This window comes from Stenotrophomonas sp. GD04145 (assembly GCF_029835135.1).
Taxonomy (GTDB): domain Bacteria; phylum Pseudomonadota; class Gammaproteobacteria; order Xanthomonadales; family Xanthomonadaceae; genus Stenotrophomonas; species Stenotrophomonas maltophilia_P.
The window spans coordinates 1-24,759 of sequence record NZ_JAODZG010000016.1; the positions used below are offsets into that span (position 1 = coordinate 1).

Sequence of the window (24,759 nt, forward strand, 5' to 3'; positions counted from 1 at the left end):
GCGCGGGCTGCTGCGGTTGCGTCTGTGGGGCGGGGGCGGGTGCTGCGGGGGCCGGGCCACCGCGGTAGCGCAGGCCGATCACCAGCGCCACGCCAGCGATCACCACCAGCAGTGCGATGCGGATCCGCCAGGCCCAGCTGCGCCCGCCGCTGCCGGCATCCGGCGTGTCGCGGAACGCGAACTCGGCCGTGGGATGGTCGCGGCGGGTGGTATCGAGCAGGCGTGCATCGCGCAGGATGTCGCGCGCACGCGGCTGGTCGTCGGCGCGCACGATCCAGACCGCTGGATAGCCCTGCGTATTGCCCAGGTCGGTATAGCTGAACTGGCCGCGCCGCCGGGTCTTGTACGAGCGACCATTGGTCACCTTCACTTCGATGCCATGGCTGCGCAGGAGCTCGGCCACGCCCTCGACGGTTTCCACACGCTGGCTGCTGAAGATCTGACGCATCGGATCAGTCCTTGGCCGGCACGGCGGCCGCTGCAGTCTGGTCGGGAACCACGCGGATCAGGCCCTCCTGCGCCGTGCTGGCCACCAGCACGCCATTACGGGTGAAGAACTGGCCGCGGGCGAGGCCGCGCGAATCCTGCGCACTGGGGCTGTCCAGCGAATAGAGCAGCCAGTCGTCGGCGCGGAACGGGCGGTGGAACCAGATCGCGTGGTCGAGCGAGGCCATCTGCACGTGCGGATGGTAGTAGCTGATACCGTGCGGGAAGGTCGCCGTGCCCAGCAGATGGAAGTCGGACGCGTAGGCCAGCAGCGCCTGGTGCAGCTCGGGGGCATCGCCGACCGGTTCGCTCAACCGCATCCAGACCTGGTGATAGGGCGGGCGCTTGGGCGGATTCAGTTCGTCGCGGGGATAGACGTGGCGGAACTCGAACGGGCCACCGCGCGAGAGCCAGCGCTGCACTTTGATCGGCAGCCGCTCCAGCACTTCGGCCGGCAACGGGCGGTTCGGCTCGATGTCTTCCGGTTGCGGCACTTCGGGCATCTTGTGCTGGTGCTCGGCACCGGTCTCCGCCTGCTGGAACGAGGCAGCACAGAAGAAGATCACCTTGCCATGCTGGATCGCGGTCACCCGGCGCACGGAGAAGCTGCCGCCATCGCGGGTGCGGTCCACGTCATAGACGATCGGATGGTCGATGTTGCCGGCCCGCAGGAAATACGCGTGCAGCGAATGCACATGGCGCCCGTTGTCGACCGTGGCCTGGGCGGCGGCCAGCGCCTGGCCCAGCACCTGCCCGCCGAACACGTACTTGGTGCCGATGTCGCGGCTTTGTCCGCGGAACAGGTTGTCCTCCAGCCGCTCCAGGGTGAGCAGGTCGATCAGCTCGGAGACGACGGGTTCGGGCGTGTCGTTCAAGGGGGCGGCCACAACAATGAAGAGGCCTTGATTATACCGGTCCGGGGTCGGATCCCTTTCGCATTGCAGAAGGGGGCTGACCCCAGAGCGCGGAGACCGTTACTTGCCCAGCCGCGCCACCAGCGCCTGCAGGGCATTCTGTGCGTCCGGGGCGAACCAGGCCTCTACGAACCGGTCCAGCTGGATCAGGTCCGGGTGCAGCGCTTCGTGCAGGTCATTGCGGGCCACGGCGCGGGTCAGCAGCATCGGCTGCCGCGGCTGCCTGAGCAGGTTCTGTAGCCAGGCCACGGCGCGGGCGACCACCAGATCGCCCTCGGCCAGTTCGTCGACCAGGCCGATCTGCAGCGCCTGCTCGGCCGGCACCAGGGCACCGGTGGTGAGCAGCACCCCCGCGCGGTGCACGCCGACGGTACGGCGCAGCAGGCGCTGGATGCCTTCCGGTGCGATCAGGCCGACCTGCACCTCGTTCAGTCCGATGGCATACGGGCGTGCCGGGTCGGCGCTGCGCGCCATCACCCGGTAATCGCAGCACAGGGCGAGCACGCAACCGCCGGCAGGGGCGTGGCCGGTGATCGCGGCGACCACCGGGATGCGGCTCTCGGCCAGCGTACGTACCGCGCCGAAGAAGGCATTCCAGGTATCCAGCAGCTTGTGCTTGTCATCGCCGTGGGAGAGCAGGTGTGGCACGTCCATGCCGCCGGTGAACACGCGCTCGCTGCCGGACAGCACGATGCCGTGCGCATCGTCGGCCATGGCCTGCTCGACGGCGTGGATCAGCTGCCGGCACAGGTCGGTGTCCAGCGCATTGACCGGCGGCCGCGCCAGGCGCAGTTCGCGGATGGGACCATGGTTGATCACCTCGATGAGCGTCGTCATGCTGCGGTCTCGTTGCGAAGAAGGAACGTGGGCGATGATAACCAAACCATTCGTTGGCGTACTGTTGCTTCTGTGTGCGTCCGCAGCAGCGGCGGCGGAATCACGCTGTGTGACGGTGGAGCAGGGCTGGGTGCGCCTGCCGCCGAGCCCGGCCATGCCGATGACGGCGGGTTACGGGACGATCGTGAACCGCTGCGCAGCGCCGGTGACGGTGGTGGGCGCGGGCAGCAGGGCCTTCGGCGACGTGTCACTGCACGAGACCACCGTGGTCGACGGTGTCAGCCGGATGCGCGAAGTCGAACGGCTGCCGATTGCAGCCGGGGCGCGCACCGAGCTCAAGCCCGGTGGCCTGCACCTGATGCTGATGGAAGGCGAGGGAGCTTTGAAGGAAGGGCAGGTCGTGCCGCTGCAGTTGCAGCTGGAGGGCGGTGGCACCGCCAGCGCAACGCTGACGGTACGCAAGGCCACTCCATGATGCAGCGTCCGTTCCGCCGGGCATCAGGGTCGGACCGGCGTCGGTAGCGCCGGGCCATGCCCGGCGGGGTGGGGCCGACCAGGGCCGGCACCCACCCGCAGTGCATCAGCTCGATGCGCTGCGGATCGCGTCCGGCAGCGGCGCGCTTTTGCCGGTCTGGGTATCCATCCAGACCACCACCACTTTGCCATCGGAGTACAGCTTCGACTCGTCCTGCTGGTCGACGATGCGATGACCGATGGTGACGCTGCTGTTGCCCAGGCGCTCGACGAACAGTTCGACCAGGATGTCGTTGGGCCACACGATCGGCAGCCGGTAGTTGACGTTGGTCGCGGCCACCACCGGCGCGATGCGGTCGGTCATCGACACGCCTTCCACGCCCAGCATCCAGCGCACGCGCGCTTCCTCCAGGTAGGAGATGTACTTGGCGTTGTTCACATGGCCCATGCTGTCCATGTCGCGCCAGCGCACGCTGATCGGGATGCGGGCCAGGATCTTGTGTTCGCTGCTCATCAGGCGTCCTTCTTCTTGGTCGTGCTCTTGCTGGCCTTGCCGGTGCTCTTGGCGGCCACGGCCTTCTTCGCCACCTTCTCCGGCTTCACCTTGCGCGGCGGCCGGGCGTCGGGCTTGTTGGCCACGGCGGCCGGCTGCTCCGGGCGCGCACTGGTGGACGGCAGCATGCGTGCCAGGAACTGCCCGGTGTACGACTGCGGGCAGGCGGCCACGTCTTCCGGCGTGCCGGTGACCAGGATGGTGCCACCCCGGTGGCCGCCTTCCGGCCCCAGGTCGACGATCCAGTCGGCGGTCTTGATCACATCGAGGTTGTGCTCGATCACCACCACCGTGTTGCCTTCGTCGCGCAGCTTGTGCAGCACGCCCAGCAGCGCTTCGATGTCGTGGAAGTGCAGGCCGGTGGTCGGTTCATCGAGGATGTACAGGGTGCGGCCGGTATCGCGGCGCGACAGCTCCTTGGACAGCTTCACGCGCTGCGCTTCACCACCGGACAGCGTGGTCGCGCTCTGCCCCAGCTTGATGTAGCTCAGGCCGACATCCACCAGCGTTTCCAGCTTGCGCGCGATCGACGGCACGGGCTCGAACAGCTTCAGCGCATCTTCGACGGTCATTTCCAGCACATCGTTGATGTTGAAGCCCTTGTACAGGATCTCCAGCGTTTCGCGGTTGTAGCGCTTGCCGTGGCAGACATCGCAGGGCACGTACACGTCCGGCAGGAAGTGCATCTCGACCTTGATCAGGCCATCACCCTGGCACGCCTCGCAGCGTCCGCCACGCACGTTGAAGCTGAAACGACCCGGTGAATAACCACGCGCACGCGCTTCGGGCACCTGTGCGAACAGCTCGCGCAGCGGGGTGAACAGGCCGGTGTAGGTGGCCGGGTTCGAGCGCGGGGTGCGGCCGATCGGCGACTGGTCGATGTCCACGACCTTGTCGAACAGGTCCAGGCCATCGATCTCCTTGTACGGGGCGACCGGGTGCGAGGAGCCGTTGATCTCGTTGGCGGCCAGCGAGAACAGGGTGTCATTGATCAGCGTCGACTTGCCCGAGCCGGACACGCCGGTCACGCAGGTCAGCAGGCCCGAGGGAATCGACAGGTCCACGCCCTTCAGGTTGTTGCCGCTGGCGCCGCGCAGATGCAGGGTCATCTTCGGATTCGGCCGGTGCCGGCGCGCCGGGATCTCGATCGAGCGCTTGCCGGACAGGTACTGGCCCGTCAGCGAACGGGGTGCATCCAGGATGTCCTGCAGGGTGCCCTGGCCGACGATCTCGCCACCGTGCACGCCCGCGCCCGGGCCGATGTCCAGCACGTAGTCGGCCAGGCGGATCGCATCTTCGTCATGCTCGACCACGATCACCGTGTTGCCGAGGTCGCGCAGGCGGGTGAGGGTGCCCAGCAGGCGTTCGTTGTCGCGCTGGTGCAGGCCGATCGACGGCTCGTCGAGCACGTACATCACGCCGACCAGGCCGGCACCGATCTGGCTGGCCAGGCGGATGCGCTGTGCCTCGCCACCGGAGAGGGTATCGGCCTTGCGCTCCAGAGTGAGGTAGTCCAGGCCCACGTCGACCAGGAAGCCCAGGCGTTCGCCGATCTCCTTGACGATCTTCGAGGCGATCTCGCCACGCCAGCCCGGCAGGCTCAGTTCGCTGAAGAACTTCAGGGCTTCGTCGATCGGCAGCACCACCAGGTCCGGCAGCGGCCGGTCGGCCACGAACACGTTGCGCGCAGCCTTGTTCAGGCGGGCACCGTTGCACTCGGGGCAGGCGCGCTCGCTGATGTACTTGCCGAGCTCCTCCTGCACGGCCGCCGACTCGGTTTCCTTGTAGCGGCGTTCCAGGTTGGGAATGATGCCCTCGAAGCGGTGCTTGCGCTGGGTGCGGCCGCCGGCTTCGGTGAAGTAGGTGAACGTGATTGCGTCCTCGCCGCTGCCATACAGCACGGCCTGCTGCACCTTGGCCGGCAGCGAGTTCCAGGCGGCATCGACGTCGAACTTGTAGTGACGTGCCAGCGAGGCGATCAGCTGGAAATAGTACGCATTGCGACGGTCCCAGCCACGTACTGCGCCGGCGGCCAGGGACAGCTCGGGATGCACGACCACGCGCGAGGGATCGAAGAATTCGGCCATGCCCAGGCCATCACAACCGGGGCAGGCGCCCATCGGCGCGTTGAACGAGAACAGGCGCGGTTCCAGCTCCGGCAGCGAGTAATCGCAGACCGGGCAGGAGTATTTGGAGGAGAACAGGGTCGGCGCGCTGGCGGTGTTGTCCAGGCTCTGCACCGAGGCCATGCCGTCGCCGAGTTTCAGCGCGGTCTCGAAGCTCTCGGCCAAGCGCTGCTTGATGTCCTCGCGCGGGCGGAAGCGGTCGATCACCGCCTCGATGGTGTGCTTCTGGCGCAGCGCCAGCGGCGGCACCGCGTCGATCTCATGCAGCTCGCCATCCACGCGCACGCGCACGAAGCCCTGTGCGCGCAGCTGGTCGAATACCTGCGCGTGTTCGCCCTTGCGATCGCGGATCACCGGGGCCAGCAGCATGTAGCGCTGTTCCGGGTCCAGCGTCAGCACCTGGTCGACCATCTGGCTGACCGTCTGCGCTTCCAGCGGATAGCCGTGGTCGGGGCAGCGCGGCGTGCCGACGCGGGCATACAGCAGGCGCAGGTAGTCGTAGATCTCGGTGATCGTGCCGACCGTCGAGCGCGGGTTGTGCGACGTCGACTTCTGCTCGATCGAGATCGCCGGAGACAGGCCCTCGATGTGGTCCAGGTCCGGCTTCTCCATCACGCTCAGGAACTGCCGGGCGTAGGCCGACAGCGACTCGACGTAGCGACGCTGGCCTTCGGCGTAGATCGTGTCGAAAGCCAGCGACGACTTGCCCGAGCCGGACAGGCCGGTGATCACGATCAGCTTGTCGCGGGGCAGGTCGAGGTCGAGGTTCTTCAGGTTGTGCGTCCGCGCGCCGCGGATGCGGATGAAATCCATCGCCATGGGGAATCCGGTTGTGGGGGCGTTGGCTGGGTGCCGGGCCAGCAGGGAACGGCAATCGGTCAGCCTACCGAGGTGACCAGATGGGGGCAATGGGCGACAATGCCAGCCCGGTGTCTCACCTTCTGAGACAGGCCGACAGGTGGGGGTCAGATCCCTTTTCACGTTGTGAAAAGGGATCCGACCTCGTTCCGGCCGGTCCCCCCCAGGCCGTTCAGGGGTTGACTTGACCCGCGGCCGTTGATCTGCGTACAATTCCGCTCCTGTCCGCCCTCGATGGCGGCAGCTCAGACCACAATAACTACAGAGGAAGGCCTGGTCATGTACGCAGTACTGGTCACCGGCGGTAAGCAATACCGCGTGGCGCAGGGCGAAAAGCTCCGCGTTGAAAAGCTCGAAGTCGAAGTCGGCAGCGAGATCAAGTTCGACAACATCCTGATGCTGGGCGACAGCGATGGCGTGAAGCTGGGCGATGCGCTGAAGGGCGCCGCCGTCACCGCCAAGGTTCTGTCCCAGGGTCGTGCTGACAAGGTCCGGATCATCAAGTTCCGTCGCCGCAAGCACCACATGAAGCGCCAGGGTCACCGTCAGTACTACACCGAAATCGAGATCACCGGCATCGCCGGCTAAGCATCAGGAGAAGCAGTCATGGCACATAAAAAGGGCGTAGGCTCCTCGCGCAACGGTCGCGACTCCAACCCGAAGTACCTCGGCGTCAAGATCTTCGGCGGCCAGGCCATCGAAGCAGGCAACATCATCGTGCGCCAGCGCGGCACCCAGTTCCACCCGGGTTCCGGCGTCGGCCTGGGCCGTGACCACACCCTGTTCGCCCTCGTGGACGGCAAGGTGGAGTTCTCGGTCAAGGGTCCGAAGAAGCGTCGCACCGTCAGCATCGTCTCGGCCGAAGCCTGATCCAGGCATCCGCCGGCACCCGTGCCCCGGCATGGGAATGCTGCATGAAGAGCCCCGCTTCGGCGGGGCTTTTCGTTAGAGTAAAAGCAAGACCGGCTGCGCCGGGTTGCCCGCCATCGGCAGGCATTACATTCAAGGCGACGGCAGGCTGGCCGCGCCCATCGCAGGCATCGAAACAATGAAACTGGTAGACGAAGCAGAAATCGAAGTGTTCGCCGGCAACGGCGGCAACGGCTGCATTGGCTTCCGTCGCGAGAAGTTCATTCCGCTCGGCGGCCCGGACGGCGGCGACGGCGGTGCGGGCGGCAGCGTGTACATCCGCGCCGACGAAAACCTGAACACCCTGGTCGACTTCCGCCATGACCGCATCTTCAGGGCGCAGCGCGGCGAGAACGGCATGGGCCGGCAGGCCTACGGCAAGGGTGGCGAAGATCTGACCATCACCGTGCCGGTCGGCACCGTGGTCATCAACGTCGCCACCGATGAAATCATCGGCGACCTGACCCAGCACAACGACCGCCTGCTGGTGGCCAAGGGCGGCAGGGGCGGCCTGGGCAACATGCACTTCAAGAGCTCGACCAACCGTTCGCCGCGCCAGGCGCTGCCGGGCGAGCCGGGCGAAGAGCGCACGCTGAAGCTGGAACTGAAGCTGCTGGCCGACGTCGGCCTGCTGGGCTTCCCCAATGCCGGCAAGAGCACCCTGATCCGCGCTGTCTCGGCAGCGACGCCGAAGGTGGCCGACTACCCGTTCACCACGCTGTACCCGAATCTGGGCGTGGTGAAGGTCGAGAACTACCGCAGCTTCGTGATCGCCGATATTCCGGGCCTGATCGAGGGTGCGGCCGACGGTGCCGGCCTGGGCGCGCAGTTCCTGCGCCACCTGCAGCGCACCCGCCTGCTGCTGCACCTGGTGGACATCTCGCCGATGGAGGGGGGCGTGGAAGGCATCTCCCCGGTCGAGCAGGTGCGCGCGATCGAGCGCGAGCTGGAAAAGCACGATCCGGAACTGCTGCAAAAGCCGCGCTGGCTGGTGCTGAACAAGGCTGACCTGATGTTCGAGGACGAGGCCAAGGCGGCGGCCGAACAGATCGTGGCCGAGCTGGGCTGGAAGGAGCCCTGGTTCCTGGTTTCCGCCCTGGGGCGCGAAGGTACCTTCCCGATCATGAGCCGGATCATGGCCTTCTTCGATCGGCAGAAGGAAGAGGAGCTGGAGGCCCGCAACGCGCAGTAAGGGCGTTGTGGCTCCCGCCAGAAAAGCCCGGCTTCGGCCGGGTTTTTTGTTGGTTGCGATGCAGGCAGCAGCCGAGCATGGGCTCGGCTCTACGGAAAGCGGGCAGGGCCCGGAGTGCAGGCAACAAAAAACCCGGCCGGAGCCGGGCTTTTGCGTGTCGCCGGGACGGCAGCCCCGGCGGCAACCGGATCAGGCGGCCTTGAGGGCCTTGATGCGGTCGTTCAGGCGGCTCTTGTGGCGAGCAGCCTTGTTCTTGTGGATCAGGCCACGCGCGCTGAAGCGATCCAGGATCGGCTGGGCAACGGCGAAGGCGGCTTCGGCGCCGGCGGCATCGTTGGCGTCCAGCGCCTTGATCACTTTCTTGACAGCGGTGCGCAGCATCGAGCGCTGAGCCACGTTGCGCGCGTTGCGCACGACGGTCTGCTTGGCGCGCTTCTTGGCGGACTTGATATTGGCCACGGTGGTGGTTTCCTGAAAAAATCGGTGTTATGGGAACAGCAAGCTGGCTAGTATGATGGCGCGGGAAATGTACGTCAAGTCGATTGTCAAGAGGGACGTTGAGTGAGTTCACCGAAGATGTTGCGGGGCCTGCTGTCGTTCAGCAGCATGACCATGGTCTCGCGGGTGCTCGGACTTGTCCGGGACCAGGTGATCACCACCACGTTCGGCACCAATGCGGTTACCGATGCGTTCTGGGTGGCGTTCAGGGTACCCAATTTCCTGCGCCGCCTGTTCGCTGAAGGCTCCTTCGCCACCGCCTTCGTGCCGGTGTTCACCGAGGTGAAGGAGACCCGCAGCCACGCTGAACTGCGCGAACTGATGTCACGCGTGGCGGGCACGTTGGGCGGGACGCTGCTGGTGGTCACCGCGCTGGCGTTGATCTTTGCGCCCCAGCTGGCGGTGGCGTTCTCAAGCGGTGCTGATACCGACCCGGTCAAACAGACCCTGCTGGTCGATCTGTTCCGCCTGACCTTCCCGTTCCTGTTGTTCGTCTCGCTCACCGCGCTGGCCGGCGGGGCGCTGAACAGCTTCCAGCGCTTCGCGATGCCGGCGCTGACGCCGGTCATCCTCAACCTGTGCATGATCGCCGGCGCGCTGTGGTTGGCGCCGCAACTCGGCGGCACCCCGGAAAAGCAGATCCTGGCGCTGGGCTGGGCCGTGCTGGCGGCCGGTATCCTGCAGCTGCTGTTCCAGCTGCCCTCGCTCAAGGGCATCAATCTGCTGACCCTGCCGCGCTGGGGCTGGAACCACCCGGGTGTGCGCAAGGTGCTGACCCTGATGGTGCCGACCCTGTTCGGTTCCTCGGTGGCGCAGATCAACCTGCTGCTGGACACCCTGATCGCCGCCAAGCTGACGGATGGCTCGCAGTCCTGGCTGTCCCTGGCCGACCGCTTCCTGGAGTTGCCGCTGGGGGTGTTCGGCGTGGCCCTGGGCACGGTGATCCTGCCGGCGTTGGCCCGCCACCACGTCAGCACCGACCGCGAGGGCTTCTCGCGCTCGCTCGACTGGGGCCTGCGCATGACCCTGCTGATCTCGGTGCCGGCCATGCTGGGCCTGGTGCTGCTGGCTGAACCGCTGATCGCCACGCTGTTCCAGTACCGCCAGTTCACCGCCTTCGACACCCGCATGACCGCGCTGTCGGTGTATGGCCTGAGCTTCGGCCTGCCGGCCTTCGCCCTGTTGAAGGTGGTCCTGCCGGCCTTCTATGCCCGCCAGGATACCCGCACCCCGGTACGTGCCGGCGTGGCCGCGCTGGTGGCCAACATGGTGTTCAACTTCGTCCTGCTGGCCGTGCTGTATCAGGTGATGGTGCCGGACGCGCTGAAGGCGCAGGGTGTGATGACGGCCATCGGCAAGCAGCCCGGCCTGCATCTGGCGCTGGGCATTGCCAGTGCGTTGTCCAGTTACCTGAACCTGGGCCTGCTGTGGTACTGGCTGGGCAAGACCGATGTCTACCAGCGCCTGCCGGGCTGGGGCAGCTACCTCGTGCGGCTGCTGGTGGCCTGCGCGTGCATGGTCGGCGTGCTGCTGGCCCTGCTGTACTGGATGCCGACCTTCACCGGGATGGACAAATGGCACCGGATTGGCGGCCTGATCCTGCTGGTGGGGGGCGGTGGCCTGACCTATCTGCTGGCGATGCTGGCCATGGGCTTCCGCCCGCGCGACCTGCGCGGGCATTGATCGTCGCCTGCGGCGGCTATACTTCAGGGTTACACCATTGAAGCGGCGGCCCCGGGTGGGCCGGAACGGGAGTTGATGAGCAGGCTGTTCAGAAGCGTCGAGGGCGGGGAGCTGTTCCCCAACGGAAGCGTGGTCTGCATCGGTGCATTCGACGGCCTCCATCTGGGGCATCGTGCACTGGTGCGGCATGCCGTTGCGCGCGCGCGCGCCTTGGGCGTGGCTGCTGTGGCCGTGGCGTTCGAACCGTTGCCCCGTGAGTTCTTCGCCCAGGGCACACCACCACCGCGCCTGACGCTGGCACGCAGCAAGGTCGAGATGCTGCGCGAGCTGGGGGTGGACGCGGTGGGGCTGCTGCGCTTCGATGCAGCGATGGCGGCGATGCCGGCCGAAACCTTCGTCCGCCAGCTGCTGGTGCGGCGACTGAATGCCCGCGAAGTGTGGATCGGGCCGGAGTTCTGCTTCGGCAACCGTCGCCGCGGTGATCTGGCCCTGCTGCAGAAGCTGGGTGGCGAGCTGGGCTTCAGCGCGGGCGAGATCGAGGCGGTCGACCTGCACGGCGAGCGCATTTCCAGTACCCGCATCCGCCAGCTGCTGCAGTCCGGCGATTTCGCCCGGGCCGGCGATCTGCTCGGTCGCCCCTACGCGATCAGCGGGCGCGTGGTGCGTGGTCGCCAGCTCGGCCGCACGCTGGGCTTCCCGACCGCCAACCTGCGTTTCCCCAAGACCCCGGCGTTGTCGGGCATCTACGCGACCTGGGTGCACGGTGTGTTCGACCAGCCCTGGCCGTCGGTGTCCAGCTTCGGCACGCGGCCGACGGTGGAGGGCGTGGAGCCGCTGCTGGAAGCCCACCTGTTCGATTTCCAGGGTGACCTGTACGGTCGCCACATCGACGTTGAATTCGTCGCCAAGCTGCGTGACGAAGAGAAGTTCAATGATCTGGCGGCACTGACCGACCAGATGCACCGCGACGCCGAGCAGGCGCGCGCCATCCTTTCCGAACATAGATTGCGAGCCACTGCGTGAGCCAGGACTACAAGACCACCCTGAACCTGCCAGCCACCGATTTCCCGATGCGCGGCGACCTGCCCAAGCGCGAGCCGGGCATTCTGGCGCGGTGGGAGGAGCAGGGGCTCTACCAGCAGCTGCGCGACAACGCCGCCGGCCGCCCGCTGTTCGTGCTGCACGACGGCCCGCCGTATGCCAACGGCCGCATCCACCTGGGCCACGCGGTCAACAAGATCCTGAAGGACATCATCGTCAAGTCGCGCTACCTGGCTGGTTTCGATGCGCCCTACGTGCCCGGCTGGGACTGCCACGGCCTGCCGATCGAGATCGCGGTGGAAAAGAAGTGGGGCAAGGTCGGCGTGAAGCTCGATGCGGTTGAATTCCGGCAGAAGTGCCGTGAGTTCGCCGAGGAGCAGATCGACATCCAGCGCGTGGACTTCAAGCGTCTGGGCGTGACCGGTGACTGGGACAACCCGTACAAGACCCTGAGCTTCGACTTCGAGGCCAACGAGATCCGCGCACTGGCCAAGGTGGTGGCCAATGGCCACCTGGTGCGGGGTGCCAAGCCGGTGTACTGGTGCTTCGACTGCGGTTCGGCGCTGGCCGAAGCCGAGATCGAATACCAGGAAAAGGAATCGCCGGCGATCGACGTGGCATACTCCGCGCGCGATCCGCAGGCCATCGGCCAGGCATTCGGCGTGAGCGTGCCGGCCGATGTGGACGTGGCGGTGCCGATCTGGACCACCACGCCGTGGACGCTGCCGGCGTCGCTGGCCGTGTCGCTGGGTGCGGACATCCGTTACGTGCTGGCCGAAGGCCCGGCGCACAACGGCAAGCGCCGCTGGCTGGTGCTGGCCGCTGCGCTGGCTGGCCGTGCGCTGCAGCGCTACGGCGTCGAGGAGGTGGTACTGCACGGCGAAACCACGGGCGCTGCACTGGAAAACCAGCTGCTGTCGCATCCGTTCTATGCCGGGCGCGCGATCCCGCTGCTCAACGGCGACCATGTGTCCGACGAAGACGGTACCGGTGCGGTGCACACCGCTCCCGGACATGGCCAGGAAGACTACGTGGTCAGCCAGAAGTACGGCCTGCTCGACACGTACAACGCCGGCCAGGTGACGCCGATCGATGGCCGTGGCGTGTACCTGGAATCGACGCCGCCGGCCGGTGACGTGGTACTGGCCGGCCAGCACCTGTGGAAGGCGCAGGAGGCCATCATCGGCGTGCTGCGCGACAACGGCACGCTGCTGGCCTTCCACCCGATCCGCCACAGCTATCCGCACTGCTGGCGCCACAAGACGCCGGTGGTGTTCCGTGCCACCCCGCAGTGGTTCATCTCGATGGACAAGGCCAACCTGCGCAGCGATGCGCTGGCCGCGATCGACACCGTCGGCTGGTTCCCGGCCTGGGGCAAGGCGCGCATCCAGAGCATGGTCGATGGCCGTCCGGACTGGACGATCTCGCGCCAGCGCACCTGGGGCGTGCCGATCGCACTGTTCACCCATCGCCAGACCGGCGAGATCCACCCGCGCTCGGTGGAGCTGATGCAGCAGGTTGCCGACCGTGTCGAAGCCGAGGGCATCGACGTGTGGTACTCGCTGGATGCAACCGAACTGCTGGGCGCCGAAGCGGCCGACTACGAGAAGGTCACCGACATCCTCGACGTCTGGTTCGACTCGGGTGTCACCCATGAAGGCGTGCTGGCCGCGCGTGGCTTCGGCAAGCCGGCCGACCTGTACCTGGAAGGCTCGGACCAGCACCGCGGCTGGTTCCAGTCGTCGCTGCTGACCGGCGTGGCAATCGACAGGCGTGCGCCCTACAAGCAGTGCCTCACCCACGGTTTCACCGTGGACGAGCACGGCCGCAAGATGTCCAAGTCGCTGGGCAACGGCATCGAGCCGCAGGACATCATGAACAAGCTGGGCGCGGACATCCTGCGCCTGTGGATCGCCTCGGCCGACTACAGCAACGAGATGTCGCTGTCGCAGGAAATCCTCAAGCGCAATGCCGACGCCTACCGTCGCCTGCGCAACACCGCGCGCTTCCTGCTCGGCAACCTGGACGGGTTCGATCCGGCCCGGGACCTGCGCCCGCTCGACCAGATGGTCGCGCTGGACCGCTGGATCGTGCATCGCGCGTGGGAACTGCAGGAGAAGATCAAGGCGGCCTACGACGGCTACAACATGGCCGAGATCGTGCAGCTGCTGCTGAACTTCTGCAGCGTGGACCTGGGCTCGCTGTACCTGGACGTCACCAAGGACCGCCTGTACACGATGCCGACCGACTCGCACGGTCGCCGTTCGGCGCAGAGCGCGATGTATCACATCGCCGAGGCGTTCACCCGCTGGGTGGCACCGATCCTGACCTTCACCGCCGACGAGCTGTGGGGCTACCTGCCGGGCACGCGCACCGGCCACGTGCTGTTCACCACCTGGTACGAGGGCCTGGCGCCGCTGCCGGCGGATGCCCAGCTCAACGCTGCCGATTTCGACCAGCTGCTGGCCGTGCGCGAGCAGGTGGCCAAGGTGCTCGAGCCGATGCGTGCCAACGGCGCGATCGGTGCCGCCCTGGAGGCCGAGATCACCGTGGCCGCCAGCGAAGAGCAGGCAACGCGCTGGCAGCCGCTGGCCGACGAACTGCGCTTCCTGTTCATCAGCGGTGACGTGCAGGTGCGTCCGGCAACCACCGACGAGGTGTTCGTCAGTGCCCAGCCGACCACCAAGGCCAAGTGTGTGCGCTGCTGGCATCACCGCGCCGACGTCGGCAGTCATGCCGATCACCCGGAACTGTGCGGCCGTTGCGTGAGCAACATCGACGGCGCTGGCGAAGTTCGGAGCTGGTTCTGATGAGCGCCGCCCGTCCGCATCCCAACGCTCTGGTCTGGCTGCTGCTGTCGGCGGCCATCATCGGCCTGGACCAGTGGTCCAAGGCATGGGTCCTGTCGAGCCTGCCGGAGTTCCAGCCGGTGGTGGTCATCGATGGCTTCTGGAACTGGTATCGCACCTACAACACCGGTGCCGCATTCAGTTTCCTCAGCGACGCCGGTGGCTGGCAGAAGTATTTCTTCACGGCGCTGGCGATCGCCATCAGCGGCCTGATGGCATGGTGGCTGCGTGGCACCGCCCGTGGCAACTGGAAGGCCGCCGTTCCCTATGCGCTGATCATCGGCGGGGCGATCGGCAACGTGATCGACCGCCAGGTGCACGGTCATGTCGTCGATTTCATCCAGTGGTACGTTGGCAGCTATACCTGGCCGGCGTTCAACATCGCCGACTCGGCCATCGTGGTCGGTGCCATCGGCATCGCCCTGACCGGCCTGTTCGACGGCAGGTCCGCCAAAAAGGCGGATAATGCCACTCCGAAACCGTAAGCCGGCCGCTGCCGGGAGATTGAACTGATGGATGTGCTGCTCGCCAACCCGCGTGGTTTCTGTGCCGGTGTCGATCGTGCGATCGAGATCGTGAAGCGCGCGATCGAAACGCTCGGCGCGCCCATCTACGTCCGTCATGAGGTGGTGCACAACCGCTTCGTGGTCGATGATCTGAAGCAGCGCGGTGCGATCTTCGTCGAGGAACTGGACGAGGTGCCGGACAACAACACGGTCATCTTCAGTGCCCACGGTGTATCGCAGGCAGTGCGCCTGGAAGCGGAGCGTCGTGGCCTGAAGGTATTCGATGCCACCTGTCCGCTGGTCACCAAGGTCCACTTCGAAGTGGCGCGCCATTGCCGTGCGGGCCGCGACGTGGTGCTGATCGGTCACGCCGGCCATCCGGAAGTGGAAGGCACGATGGGGCAGTGGAACCAGGAAGCCGGTACCGGCCAGATCTACCTGGTGGAGGATGTGGAGCAGGTCGCCACGCTGCAGATCAACCAGCCCGAGAACTTCGCCTACACCACCCAGACCACGCTGTCCGTGGACGATACGCGCGGCATCATCGACGCCCTGCGCGAGCGCTTCCCGGCCATGCAGGGGCCGAAGAACGACGATATCTGCTACGCCACGCAGAACCGGCAGGACGCGGTACGTGACCTGGCCAAGCGCTGCGATCTGGTGCTGGTGGTCGGGTCCCCGAACAGCTCCAATTCCAACCGGCTGAGCGAGCTGGCACGGCGCGAAGGCGTCGAGAGCTACCTGATCGACGGCGCCCATGAGATCAACCCGGCCTGGGTGCAGGGCAAGCAGCACATCGGCGTCACCGCCGGTGCGTCGGCACCGCAGGTGCTGGTTGATGGCGTGCTTGCGCGCCTGGCCGAACTGGGCGCCGGCAGTGTGTCCGAGCTTGATGGCGAGCCGGAATCGATGGTGTTCGCGCTGCCGAAGGAACTGCGCCTGCGCCTGATCGACTGACCGGGAAAGGCCTCGTCCACGCATGGCGTGGATCTACTGAAACCGCTCTGGTGGGTGCAAAAACCGCTCTGGTGGGTGCAAACCAGCACAAGGTGGGTGCGAACCTTGGTTCGCACGCTTTTGGACATGCGCGGATGGGCAGCCCGCCCATGACCTTTGGCCATGGGGCCGCGCACCACACAGGCCTAGCATCGGAGGATTCTCCGCTGTTGGAAGCCGCCCGATGAAGACCCGTGCCCTGGTGATGTCCGTGCTGTTCGCGCTGGCGGCCACACCCGCGCTGGCGCAGAGCCCGCCGCCGGCCGATGCCGCTGCGCACGGCCTGCTGCGCATCGACGTGGACGCGCGCGATCTGGCCCGGCGCATCTTCAAGGTGACCGCCACCGTGCCGGCAAAACCCGGCCCGATGACCCTGCTGTACCCGCAGTGGATTCCCGGCAATCATTCGCCCACCGGCCCGATCGACAAGCTCGCTGGCCTGCGCGTTACGGCCAATGGCAGGCCGCTGGCCTGGCAGCGCGACCAGTACAACGTCTATGCGTTCAAGGTCGATGTGCCGGAGGGCGTCAGCGAGATCGTGGCGCAGTTCGATTTCCTGTCCTCGCAGGGCGGCAACCAGGGCCGCGTGGTGATGACGCCGGAAATGCTCAACTTGCAGTGGAACGCCAACGCGCTGTATCCGGCCGGGGTCGATGCCCGCCATCTGCAGGCCCAGGCCAGCGTGACCCTGCCGAAGGGCTGGAGCTATGCCACCGCGCTCGAAACAGTCCGGCGCGACGGTGACACGGTGGTGTTCAAGCCGATCACTTTCGACCATCTGGTCGATTCGCCGCTGTTCGCCGGTGAGCATTACCAGCGCATCGATCTGGACCCGGGCGCCAAGGCGCCGGTGCACCTGAACGTGTTCGCCGATGAAGCGAAGTCGCTGAAGCCGACCGAGGCACAGATCAAGGCGCACCGCGCCCTGGTGCAGCAGGCTGACCGCTTGTACGGCGCGCGCCACTACGACCATTACGAGTTCCTGCTGGCATTGACCGACCGTCTGGGCGGCATCGGGCTGGAGCATCATCGCTCCAGCGAGAACAGCGCTGCGCCGGGCTACTTCACCGAGTGGGATGACTCGGCATGGATGCGTGACCTGCTGCCGCACGAGTACACGCATTCCTGGAACGGCAAGTATCGCCGTGGCGCGGACCTGGCAACCGACAACTTCAACGTTGCGATGGGTGACAGCCTGCTGTGGGTGTACGAAGGCCAGACCCAGTTCTGGGGCCAGGTGCTGGCCGCCCGCTCGGGGTTGTGGTCCACCGATCAGGCGCGCGACATGCTGGCCAATGTTGCGGCGACCTATGATCGCGGTCGCCCGGGACTGGCCTGGCGGCCACTGCAGGACACCACCAACGACCCGACCATCGCCCAGCGGCGCACACTGCCGTATCGCAATTACCAGATGAGCGAGGACTATTACTCCGGCGGCCAGATGCTGTGGATGGAAGTGGAGGGCAGGCTGCGCGCGCTGACCGGAAACCGGCGCAGTCTGGATGATTTTGCCCGTGCCTTCTTTGGCGTAGGCAACGGTGACTGGGACGTCAATCCGTATACGTTCGACGACGTGGTGGCGACCTTGAACGCCATTGCTCCGTACGACTGGGCCGGCTTCCTGCGGCAGCGCCTGGACGGCCACGGATCGCTGACCGGCGGTCTGGAACTGGCCGGCTGGAAGCTGGTCTACCGCGACGCGCCGAACGATGCCTACAAGGCACAGGAAAAACGCGCCAAGGCGGCGCTGCTGGCGTACTCGCTCGGTGCGACGGTGATGGACAGCGGTGTGGTCGGCGACGTGATCTGGGACAGTCCCGCCTTCAATGCAGGCCTGGCGCCGGGCATGAAGGTGATCGCCATCGGTGACCGCGAGTACAGCAGCGAGCGGTTGAAGGACGCGGTTGCCGTTGCCGCCACCAACAAGGCGCCGATCACTCTGCTGGTCAAGCAGTTCGACCGCATCGTGCCGATCCGGATCGACTATCACGGTGGCCTGCAGTATCCGGTGCTGGAGCGCATTCCCGGCCGCCCGGATCAGCTGGCCGAGCTGTGGAAGCCGCGATGAGACCACGACTGGGCGGCAGTGCGGTCCTGCTGCTGGCGGTGCTGGCCATTGTCGGTGCATTCCTGCCCGGCGAAGGCCGCTGGCTGCACTGGCTGGCAAAGCCGACAGCGACCCTGCTGATCGCGGCGATGGTATGGCAGGTGCATCCTGCTGGATCGCCGTCGTACCGTCGCGCGGTGCTGGCGGGCATGCTGCTCTCGTGCGCAGGCGACATCGCGCTGATGCTGCCGATGGATGCCTTCGTCCCCGGCCTGCTGGCGTTCCTGCTGGCCCACCTCTGCTACATCGTCGCCTTCCGCGATGGTCTGCGCGCAGGCCGTGGGCTGCTCGCCGCCGCCGTGTTGCTGGGCGCAGTCGCCGTGCTCAACGTGATGGGGCTGTGGCCACATCTGCCGGCGCCGATGCGCACCCCTGTGCTGGCCTATGTGGTGGTACTGGCGTGCATGGCGATCCTTGCGCTGGCGCGGCAGTGGGCCCGCCCGCGACCGGACGCTGTCGAAGCGGGCAGTGCGCGCTGGGCGGCAGCCGGCGCCCTGCTGTTCGTCGCCAGCGATTCACTGCTGGCCTGGGACCGCTTCGGCGGTGGCCTGCCGCTGGCAAGCCTGCTGGTGCTGTCCACCTACTACGCGGCGCAGTACGCGATTGCACGATCAGTGCGCTAGCTACTCGACGTCGCCCGCGTTCTCGCAGGTCCGCTGCCGCGGGCACAGGCGATCCAGCAGTGCCAGTGTTACCCCGTTGCTCCAGCCGAAGCCATCCTGCAGCGGATACTCGCCGCCACCCCCTCCGCCCGCGGAGCCATCGACCACGTACTTCTCCACCAGCTTGCCTTGCCGATCGTAGACGGACTGCACGGTGCGCAGGAAGCGCACTCCCAGCTGCCGCGCCAAGCGCTCCTGGCCATAGTGCTGCAGGCCGTCGACGGCCACCCACTGCAGCGGTGCCCACCCGTTCGGCGCGTCCCACTGCTGGCCGCTGACGAGGGTGGTGGTCAGCAGGCCGCCCTCACGCATCAATTGTGCTTCGGCCGCGTCGGCGCTGCGTCGCGCCTGCTCATCGGTGGCGATCTTCAACCACAGTGGATACAGCGCGGCAGCGGTCAGGGCAGGGCGCAGCTGTCCGCTGCGCAGATCATGATCGGCATACCAGCCCTGTGCCGCATCCCACAGCAGGCGATTGATGGCCCTGCGTCTGGCCTCGGCCCGGGCGGAATAGTCGCGGGTCGATGCGCGGTCGCCGGCTACCCGGCTGGCCCGGGCGATGGTCTGCTCGAGGTGGTACAGCAGACTGTTCAGGTCAACTGGAACGATCGACGTGGTATGGATGCTGGACAGTGCACTGGGGTCGTCCATCCATCGCGAGCTGAAATCCCAGCCGGACTCGGCGCCGGCGCGAAGGTCGCGGTACACATGCGAGGGTGCCCGCTGCGGTGCCTGTGACGCCGTCGCCAGATCGTCCGTCCACGATTCGCTACGCGGCACCGCGCGCGCATCCCAGTAGCGGTTGAGCAGGTCGCCATTGGACATGCGCACCACGCGCTCGCGTGCCTGGCCGGGCGCAAGGCCGTCGGCGCCCCGCATCCAGAAGTCGTGCTCGGTGCGCAGCTGTGTCAGATAGCGGCGGTACGCCTGATCGCCTTCGTGCGCGGCCAGCAGGGTCACCATCAGGCTGAAGAACGGCGGCTGCGAGCGGCTCAGGTAGTAACTGCGGTTGCCGTTGGGAATGTGCCCATACTGGTCGAGCTGCCACGCGAAGTTGTCGACCATCGCGCGGACCTGGGGCCAGCGGCCACTGGAAGCCAGTCCCAGCATCGTGAAGTAGCTGTCCCAGTAATACACTTCGCGGAAGCGCCCGCCGGGCACCACATACGCGTGCGGCAACGGCAGCAGCGAGCCATGGGGATCGACCGCCGTGGACTGCCGGGTCAGCACGGGCCACAGGCCTTCGATATGCGCGCGCAGGCTCTGGCCGGCGGATGAGACGTAGGGCGCAGGCCCACCGGGCAGGTCGAAGGCCCTGTCGACGAAGGCCTGCAGCGTGTAGCCAGGCTCTCGCTGCGCGCGCTGCCAGTCAGCCAGCAGTGCAGCCGGCGACTGCCGCGGCACAGCATCGGCAAAGGTCTTCTGGTCGGGGAACAGATGCGCGCGCTGGACCTGCTGGAAAAGCGGCTGCCAGGCCTGGTCCGGTGGCGCAGGGCGCGAAGCGGGTGGGCCGGCGCATGCCGCGCCGGCACTGAGCAACAGGGCCAGTACGCAGACGACCGGGCGGATCGAAGGACGCATGACGTACCTCACGGTGGGCGTGGCCCCACCCTAGCGTGCCGCCCGTGTCACCCGCGTGTGGATGCCAGCGGCCTCAACGGAACTGCAGGGTCAGCAGGAAATAGCGGCCCAGCGGATCATCCAAGCCCGGTAACTGTCCGCCGTTGCCGACCAGATAGTTCACCGGCTGCCGGTCAAGCACGTTGTGCACGTCCAGCGCGGCGATCACCCGCGGCCCCAACCTGCGCGCCATGTGCAGGTTCCAGCGCAGCTGCCGTGGATTCATGCAATGGTTCATCTCGCTCTGGTCATCGGGGCATTCCGCACCGGGCAGCCAGGCGCGCGTGCGTCCGACCTGGTTGCCGCGCAATGCCACGTCCCATGCCGTGTTCTGCCATTGCACGGTGAGGATCGCGGCCATTGCCGGCGTGGCATGGCCGCGAAGATCCACGCTGCCATCCTGCCCTCGTTCGCGGCGCAGCGCCTGCTGTTTCAGCGCGTCCAGTGAGAAAAGCCACTGGCCGGTGTCATCGGTGTCGACGCGGTATTCGCCGCGCATCACCCAATTGCGCGACGTGGTGCGGCCGATGTTGTCGAATGAAAGGCGAAGACTGCTCAGCCGCCCTTCGTCATCCAGCTCCCACGTGCTGCGGTTCCATGCCGCGTCGGTGGGTCGCAGGGCAAGGATCTCGTTGCGCAGTTCGACGATGTTGTGGGTCAGTGACAGCGAGAACACGTCGTTGGGCGTCCACGTGGCTGCCAGCGAATGGCTGCGTGAACGCTCTGCCTTCAGCGCGTCGTTCTCGGCGACCTCCACGTTGACCAGGCAGCTGCCGTCGATCGCGGGCTGTGCGCATGGCGGCAGGCCCGGCGAGGCCGGCAGCGCGACCAGGCCGAAGTAGCCAGGGGGGCGTCGCTGCTCGAACAGGCTGGGCGCACGGTAGCCTTGTCCGCTGGTCAGCAGGAACGACCAGTGGAGCGTTGGACTCCAACGCAGTCCCGCGCGTGGCGAGAACGCCAGGTAATCGCCATCGCGGTCCCAGCGTGCGGCCACGTCCATGCGCAGCGAGCGGCTGAGCGGCAGGCCGACCTCGGCATAGGTGGCTCCGCTGCGACGTGACAGGCGTCGCTGCTGCTGGGGCAGGCCCAGTGCCAGATCGCCCTGGATCAACAACGGATCGGGTAACGAGGCCCATGCTTCGTAGCGCAGATCGACGCCGGTGGCCAGCTGGGCCGGCCCTCCGGGCAACTGCATCAGTTGCCGCTGCATGCCCCACCAGCCCTGCCACTGGTCAGTGCGCCCACGATTGCGGATCGAGGGGAACAGCTGTTGCGCTTTGTCCGCACGCAGCGAGGTAAAACCGGGAAGGTAGTCCAGTGACTCGGCGGCGTGCAGCAGCGGTTCGGTGCGCACGGTGCCCGGCGTGACCAGAGTGACCTGGCTGCGTTGCGCGCTGACGCCTGCATCCCAGCTGCGTGACTGCTGCTCGCGACCGATACCCAGGGTGATGTCGGCATCGCTGGCGCGTACGTGCGGGCGCACGCTTCCGGCCTCGCGCAGGACGCTGTTGAACGTGATGCCGTACAGGCCGATGGCAACGGCGGTCGGCCCCAGGTCGAAACGCTGCCGATTGTGACTGCCACGTGCTTCCAGATAGGCGTAGCGTCCTTCGCCACGCTCGTGCCGGTAACGCAGGTAGGCCGAGGCAGTATCCGACGCGGGCTGCAGCGAGCGCGGCCGCGCGCTGTCGAACCAGCAGCCATCCTCACGCTGCATCAAGGGACCTTCGCAGAGTTCGGCGGGGATGTACGCGCCGTCGTAGAACGCGCCGATCTGATACAACGACGTTTCCGCATGCCACGCACGGCGATCGCCGGCCACGTGCTCGATGCGATGCAGGTCCAGGCCGGCGAACCAGCGGTCTCCCCCTTCGCGTACGCCGCCGTTGGCGATCTGCAGGCGATTCTGCTGCGCGTCGCCGCGGCTGCTGATGCCCGATTGCACCGTCGCCTCCGGGCCTTCGGCCTGTTCGCGCAGGATGATGTTGACCACACCGGACATCGCGTCGGCACCATAGATGGCTGACGCGCCTCCGCGCACAAGCTCGATGCGCTCGATGAAACTCAGGGGAATGCCGCCCAGATCGGTGAGACCTCCCTGTTCCAGCGACACCATCGGATAGCGTGGCAACCGCCGGCCGTTGACCAGGAACAGGGTCGCACGCGGCCCCATGCCATCCAGGCTGGTGGTGGCTGCAGCGCCCACCGGCAGATACTGCGAATCGCCGCCGCGGGAAGTGGTCATCGGCGGGTGGCCGTTCATGCCGGGAAGGTGCCGCAACAGGTCGAACAGGCTGCCGTAGCCACTGCGCAGGATGTCTTCGCGATCGATGATCGTCATCGGCAGCGTCGTCTGCACGGAGGTGCGCGGCAGGCGGCTGCCGGTGACGTGTACCGGTGCCAGTTCCACCTGCGCAGGGGCCAGCGCGACGGGCAGCGGCTTGGGCGACGCCACGGCCGGGGCACGTGCAGGAGGCGCGGCAGAAGCAGCGACGCGGCGGATGACGAACGCCCCCGAGGGTGTGCGCAGGATGTTCACCGGCATCCCGGAGACCAGCTGCTTGAGAGCGATCGCCGGTGCCTGTCGGCCGTCGGCGCCGGGGGTGTGCAGGCCCGTCAGCTCGCGGGCGTCGAATACCAGGGCGATACCGCTCTGGCGTGCCCATTGCTGCAGTGCCGGTGCCAGCGGGCCGGGTGCGATGTGGTAGTCGACATTGGCGGGTTGCTGGCCGGCGTGGGCCGGCGCGGCGCTGGCAGCGCCGAACATGACCCACAGCAGCCCCCGGAGCAGCCCCCACTGCAGCGCGCCCGGTCCTGCCATCACCGCCTTTCTCCTCAGTAGGTACGCCGCAGTTCCAGCGCGCCATCCGGACGCGCCTGGCCGGCAACGGACCATCCCAGCTCCAGCGCAGACAGCAGTTCCTCTGCGTCGCCTGCACGGAAGGTGCCGCTGACCGCGAGATTGGCGATCTCCGGATCGGCGATCACCATCTGCGTGCGGCCGTAGCGGTTCATGCGTTCGACCACGGTCGCCAGGGGAGTGGCATCGAACACCAGCCGTCCCTGCAGCCAGGCCTCAGCCGCTTCGGTCGAGGCGAGCGCAGGGCCCGGCTGGATCCGTCCGGAGGGCAGTACCTGCAGCTGCTGGCCCGGGGCCAGCGTGTGCTGCGCGCTGCCGCTGGTGACCTCCACTGCGCCTTCCAGCAGGGCGACCTCGACATGGCCGTCGCGCAGGCGCTCCACCTGGAAGGTGGTTCCGATATCGCGGATCGAACTGTTGCCTGCCTGCACGCGCAGGGCCTTGCGCGACGGTGCCACCTGCAGTTGCAGCCGACCCTGCTCCAGGACCAGTTCCCGATGGCGCCAGCCCATGCGCACGGTCAACGTGGTCCCTGCGTCCAGGATGGCGGAGCTGCCATCGGCCAGCGTCTGTTGGCGGGGAGCAAGGCTGTCGTTGGCATAGATGCGGGGCGTGGGATTGCCATCGGTGGCGACCATCCAGCCCATGCCGATGGCCAGACAGAGCGCCGCCGCAGCAGCGACGCCGGGCAGCCAGCGGCGCCGGGCCGGACGCGCGGCGCGCGCCGCCGCCGTGCGCAACCAGGGATCCTGGGCCAGGCCCGCACTCTGCTGATAGAGCGTTTCGGCCTGTACCCACGCCTTGACGTGGCGGGTGTCCTCCGCCAGCCAGTCTTCGAAGCGCTCGCGTTCCTCGGGCGTGCAGTCGTGTGCCTCCAGGCGCGCCACCCAGGCGCTGGCGCGCTCGAACACTCCCGCCTCTTCCGTGTGCCGGGTGCTGATCATTCGTTGTCCCTGTCGTTGTGCAGTGGGTGTGGCCCCAGCTCCTGGCGCAGGCCCTGCAGTGCACGGGCGATGTGTTTTTCCACGGTCTTGGCGGTGATGCCACAGTGCTGCGCGATCTGCGTGTAGCTCATCCCGGTGATCCGGTTGAGCAGGTACACCTCGCGCGCGCGCTCCGGCAGTTTAAACAGGGCCTGCCGGAGCAGGGCGAGCATCTGCCCGGATTCGGCCTGGCGCAGCGGGTCGGCTGACGTGCTGGAGGGCTCGTCGCTGCCATCGCGCTCGGCCAGCGACAGATGCGGTCTCGCCTGCGGCGAGCGGCCGCGGTCTGCCAAGCGGTTGCGGGCGATACGATACAGCAGCAGGCGCAGCTCCTCGGTGCCGTGCGCGCGATAGCGGATCAACCGTTCCATGCAGTCCTGGGCGATGTCCTCCGCATCCTCCGGGCCCACCCCACGGGTACGCAGGAAAGTGCACAACGGCGCGCGCTCTTCCCTTACGAACGTGATGAAGGCGTCCGGAGGCCCAGGCGGATCCGGTGCGCGATGGATCAGGGGGGACGAAGCGGACAGGGCTGGCCTCGGGCAACGATTGAGAGGGGGCGCCACCGAGTTTTACGCGACGATGACCGGATGGGGAAGAGCCGC

General features: G+C 67.0%; 21 protein-coding genes. 11 read left to right on the forward strand and 10 right to left on the reverse strand.

The window, feature by feature from the left end:
• The 3 genes from N7367_RS10290 to N7367_RS10300 all read right to left on the reverse strand — a co-directional run.
• Nucleotides 1-448, reverse strand: a 448-nt coding sequence (locus N7367_RS10290; protein WP_279942318.1) for a pathogenicity-like protein, incomplete at its 3' end; no start/stop codon positions are given.
• 4 nt (nucleotides 449-452) lie between these two features.
• Entirely contained in the window at nucleotides 453-1,361 is a 909-nt protein-coding gene (gene tesB / locus N7367_RS10295; RefSeq protein ID WP_065174609.1) for an acyl-CoA thioesterase II, read from the reverse strand.
• Between the two features lie 99 nt (nucleotides 1,362-1,460).
• The gene (locus tag N7367_RS10300; protein WP_053516135.1) at nucleotides 1,461-2,237 is read right to left on the reverse strand and encodes an enoyl-CoA hydratase/isomerase family protein; all 777 of its coding nucleotides are present in this window, start codon (nucleotides 2,235-2,237) and stop codon (nucleotides 1,461-1,463) included.
• 34 nt (nucleotides 2,238-2,271) lie between these two features.
• On the opposite strand from N7367_RS10300, the gene N7367_RS10305 reads away from it, so the two are divergent.
• Nucleotides 2,272-2,712 carry a copper chaperone PCu(A)C gene (locus N7367_RS10305; protein ID WP_279942319.1) on the forward strand — a complete coding sequence of 147 codons (441 nt, stop codon included), beginning with the start codon at nucleotides 2,272-2,274 and terminating at the stop codon, nucleotides 2,710-2,712.
• Nucleotides 2,713-2,817: 105 nt separating this feature from the next.
• Here N7367_RS10305 and N7367_RS10310 read toward each other — a convergent pair whose 3' ends face one another.
• Together N7367_RS10310 and uvrA are read right to left on the reverse strand one after the other, a co-directional pair.
• Nucleotides 2,818-3,225: a thioesterase family protein gene (locus tag N7367_RS10310; RefSeq protein ID WP_279942320.1), complete on the reverse strand. Its 408-nt coding sequence runs from the start codon at nucleotides 3,223-3,225 to the stop codon at nucleotides 2,818-2,820.
• Nucleotides 3,225-6,209 (reverse strand): excinuclease ABC subunit UvrA, encoded by a 2,985-nt coding sequence (gene uvrA / locus N7367_RS10315; RefSeq protein WP_053516129.1) that lies wholly within the window; start codon nucleotides 6,207-6,209, stop codon nucleotides 3,225-3,227. The genes N7367_RS10310 and uvrA overlap by 1 nt, the downstream gene beginning before the upstream one ends.
• A gap of 318 nt (nucleotides 6,210-6,527) precedes the next feature.
• Between uvrA and rplU the strand changes: the two genes are divergently transcribed.
• The 3 genes from rplU to cgtA all read left to right on the forward strand — a co-directional run bounded on the left by rplU (nucleotide 6,528) and on the right by cgtA (nucleotide 8,349).
• Entirely contained in the window at nucleotides 6,528-6,836 is a 309-nt protein-coding gene (gene rplU, locus N7367_RS10320) for a 50S ribosomal protein L21 (protein ID WP_006424709.1), read from the forward strand.
• A gap of 18 nt (nucleotides 6,837-6,854) precedes the next feature.
• The gene (rpmA, locus tag N7367_RS10325) at nucleotides 6,855-7,118 is read left to right on the forward strand and encodes a 50S ribosomal protein L27 (RefSeq protein WP_053516127.1); all 264 of its coding nucleotides are present in this window, start codon (nucleotides 6,855-6,857) and stop codon (nucleotides 7,116-7,118) included.
• Between the two features lie 178 nt (nucleotides 7,119-7,296).
• Nucleotides 7,297-8,349 carry an Obg family GTPase CgtA gene (gene cgtA / locus N7367_RS10330; RefSeq protein WP_065181115.1) on the forward strand — a complete coding sequence of 351 codons (1,053 nt, stop codon included), beginning with the start codon at nucleotides 7,297-7,299 and terminating at the stop codon, nucleotides 8,347-8,349.
• A gap of 189 nt (nucleotides 8,350-8,538) precedes the next feature.
• On the opposite strand, the gene rpsT is transcribed toward cgtA, so the two are convergent.
• Nucleotides 8,539-8,808 (reverse strand): 30S ribosomal protein S20, encoded by a 270-nt coding sequence (gene rpsT, locus N7367_RS10335; protein ID WP_005408560.1) that lies wholly within the window; start codon nucleotides 8,806-8,808, stop codon nucleotides 8,539-8,541.
• A gap of 117 nt (nucleotides 8,809-8,925) precedes the next feature.
• On the opposite strand from rpsT, the gene murJ reads away from it, so the two are divergent.
• The 7 genes from murJ (at nucleotide 8,926) to N7367_RS10370 (ending at nucleotide 18,652) form a co-directional block, all read left to right on the forward strand.
• Nucleotides 8,926-10,530, forward strand: a complete 1,605-nt coding sequence (murJ, locus tag N7367_RS10340; protein WP_279942356.1) for a murein biosynthesis integral membrane protein MurJ — start codon at nucleotides 8,926-8,928, stop codon at nucleotides 10,528-10,530.
• 75 nt (nucleotides 10,531-10,605) lie between these two features.
• On the forward strand, nucleotides 10,606-11,553 hold the full coding sequence (locus tag N7367_RS10345; protein ID WP_053516122.1) for a bifunctional riboflavin kinase/FAD synthetase: 948 nt from the start codon (nucleotides 10,606-10,608) through the stop codon (nucleotides 11,551-11,553).
• A complete protein-coding gene (ileS, locus tag N7367_RS10350; protein WP_279942321.1) occupies nucleotides 11,550-14,381 on the forward strand; it encodes an isoleucine--tRNA ligase in 2,832 nt (943 codons plus the stop codon). The genes N7367_RS10345 and ileS overlap by 4 nt, the downstream gene beginning before the upstream one ends.
• Nucleotides 14,381-14,905 (forward strand): signal peptidase II, encoded by a 525-nt coding sequence (lspA, locus tag N7367_RS10355; RefSeq protein ID WP_065174616.1) that lies wholly within the window; start codon nucleotides 14,381-14,383, stop codon nucleotides 14,903-14,905. Before ileS ends, lspA begins: the two co-directional genes overlap by 1 nt.
• A gap of 27 nt (nucleotides 14,906-14,932) precedes the next feature.
• Complete coding sequence (gene ispH / locus N7367_RS10360; RefSeq protein ID WP_053516117.1) at nucleotides 14,933-15,883, forward strand: 4-hydroxy-3-methylbut-2-enyl diphosphate reductase; 951 nt, start codon at nucleotides 14,933-14,935, stop codon at nucleotides 15,881-15,883.
• Between the two features lie 223 nt (nucleotides 15,884-16,106).
• A complete protein-coding gene (locus tag N7367_RS10365; protein WP_279942322.1) occupies nucleotides 16,107-17,990 on the forward strand; it encodes a peptidase M61 in 1,884 nt (627 codons plus the stop codon).
• A complete protein-coding gene (locus N7367_RS10370) occupies nucleotides 17,987-18,652 on the forward strand; it encodes a lysoplasmalogenase (RefSeq protein ID WP_279942323.1) in 666 nt (221 codons plus the stop codon). Before N7367_RS10365 ends, N7367_RS10370 begins: the two co-directional genes overlap by 4 nt.
• On the opposite strand, the gene treA is transcribed toward N7367_RS10370, so the two are convergent.
• The 4 genes from treA to N7367_RS10390 form a co-directional block, all read right to left on the reverse strand.
• Nucleotides 18,653-20,272, reverse strand: coding sequence for an alpha,alpha-trehalase TreA (treA, locus tag N7367_RS10375; RefSeq protein ID WP_279942324.1), 1,620 nt, complete (start codon nucleotides 20,270-20,272; stop codon nucleotides 18,653-18,655). It lies immediately after the preceding gene.
• A gap of 73 nt (nucleotides 20,273-20,345) precedes the next feature.
• Nucleotides 20,346-23,132 (reverse strand): TonB-dependent receptor, encoded by a 2,787-nt coding sequence (locus N7367_RS10380; protein WP_279942325.1) that lies wholly within the window; start codon nucleotides 23,130-23,132, stop codon nucleotides 20,346-20,348.
• A 14-nt stretch (nucleotides 23,133-23,146) separates the two neighbouring features.
• Entirely contained in the window at nucleotides 23,147-24,115 is a 969-nt protein-coding gene (locus tag N7367_RS10385) for a FecR domain-containing protein (protein ID WP_279942326.1), read from the reverse strand.
• Nucleotides 24,112-24,591 carry an RNA polymerase sigma factor gene (locus N7367_RS10390; RefSeq protein ID WP_229765781.1) on the reverse strand — a complete coding sequence of 160 codons (480 nt, stop codon included), beginning with the start codon at nucleotides 24,589-24,591 and terminating at the stop codon, nucleotides 24,112-24,114. The genes N7367_RS10385 and N7367_RS10390 overlap by 4 nt, the downstream gene beginning before the upstream one ends.
• Nucleotides 24,592-24,759 lie beyond the last annotated feature (168 nt).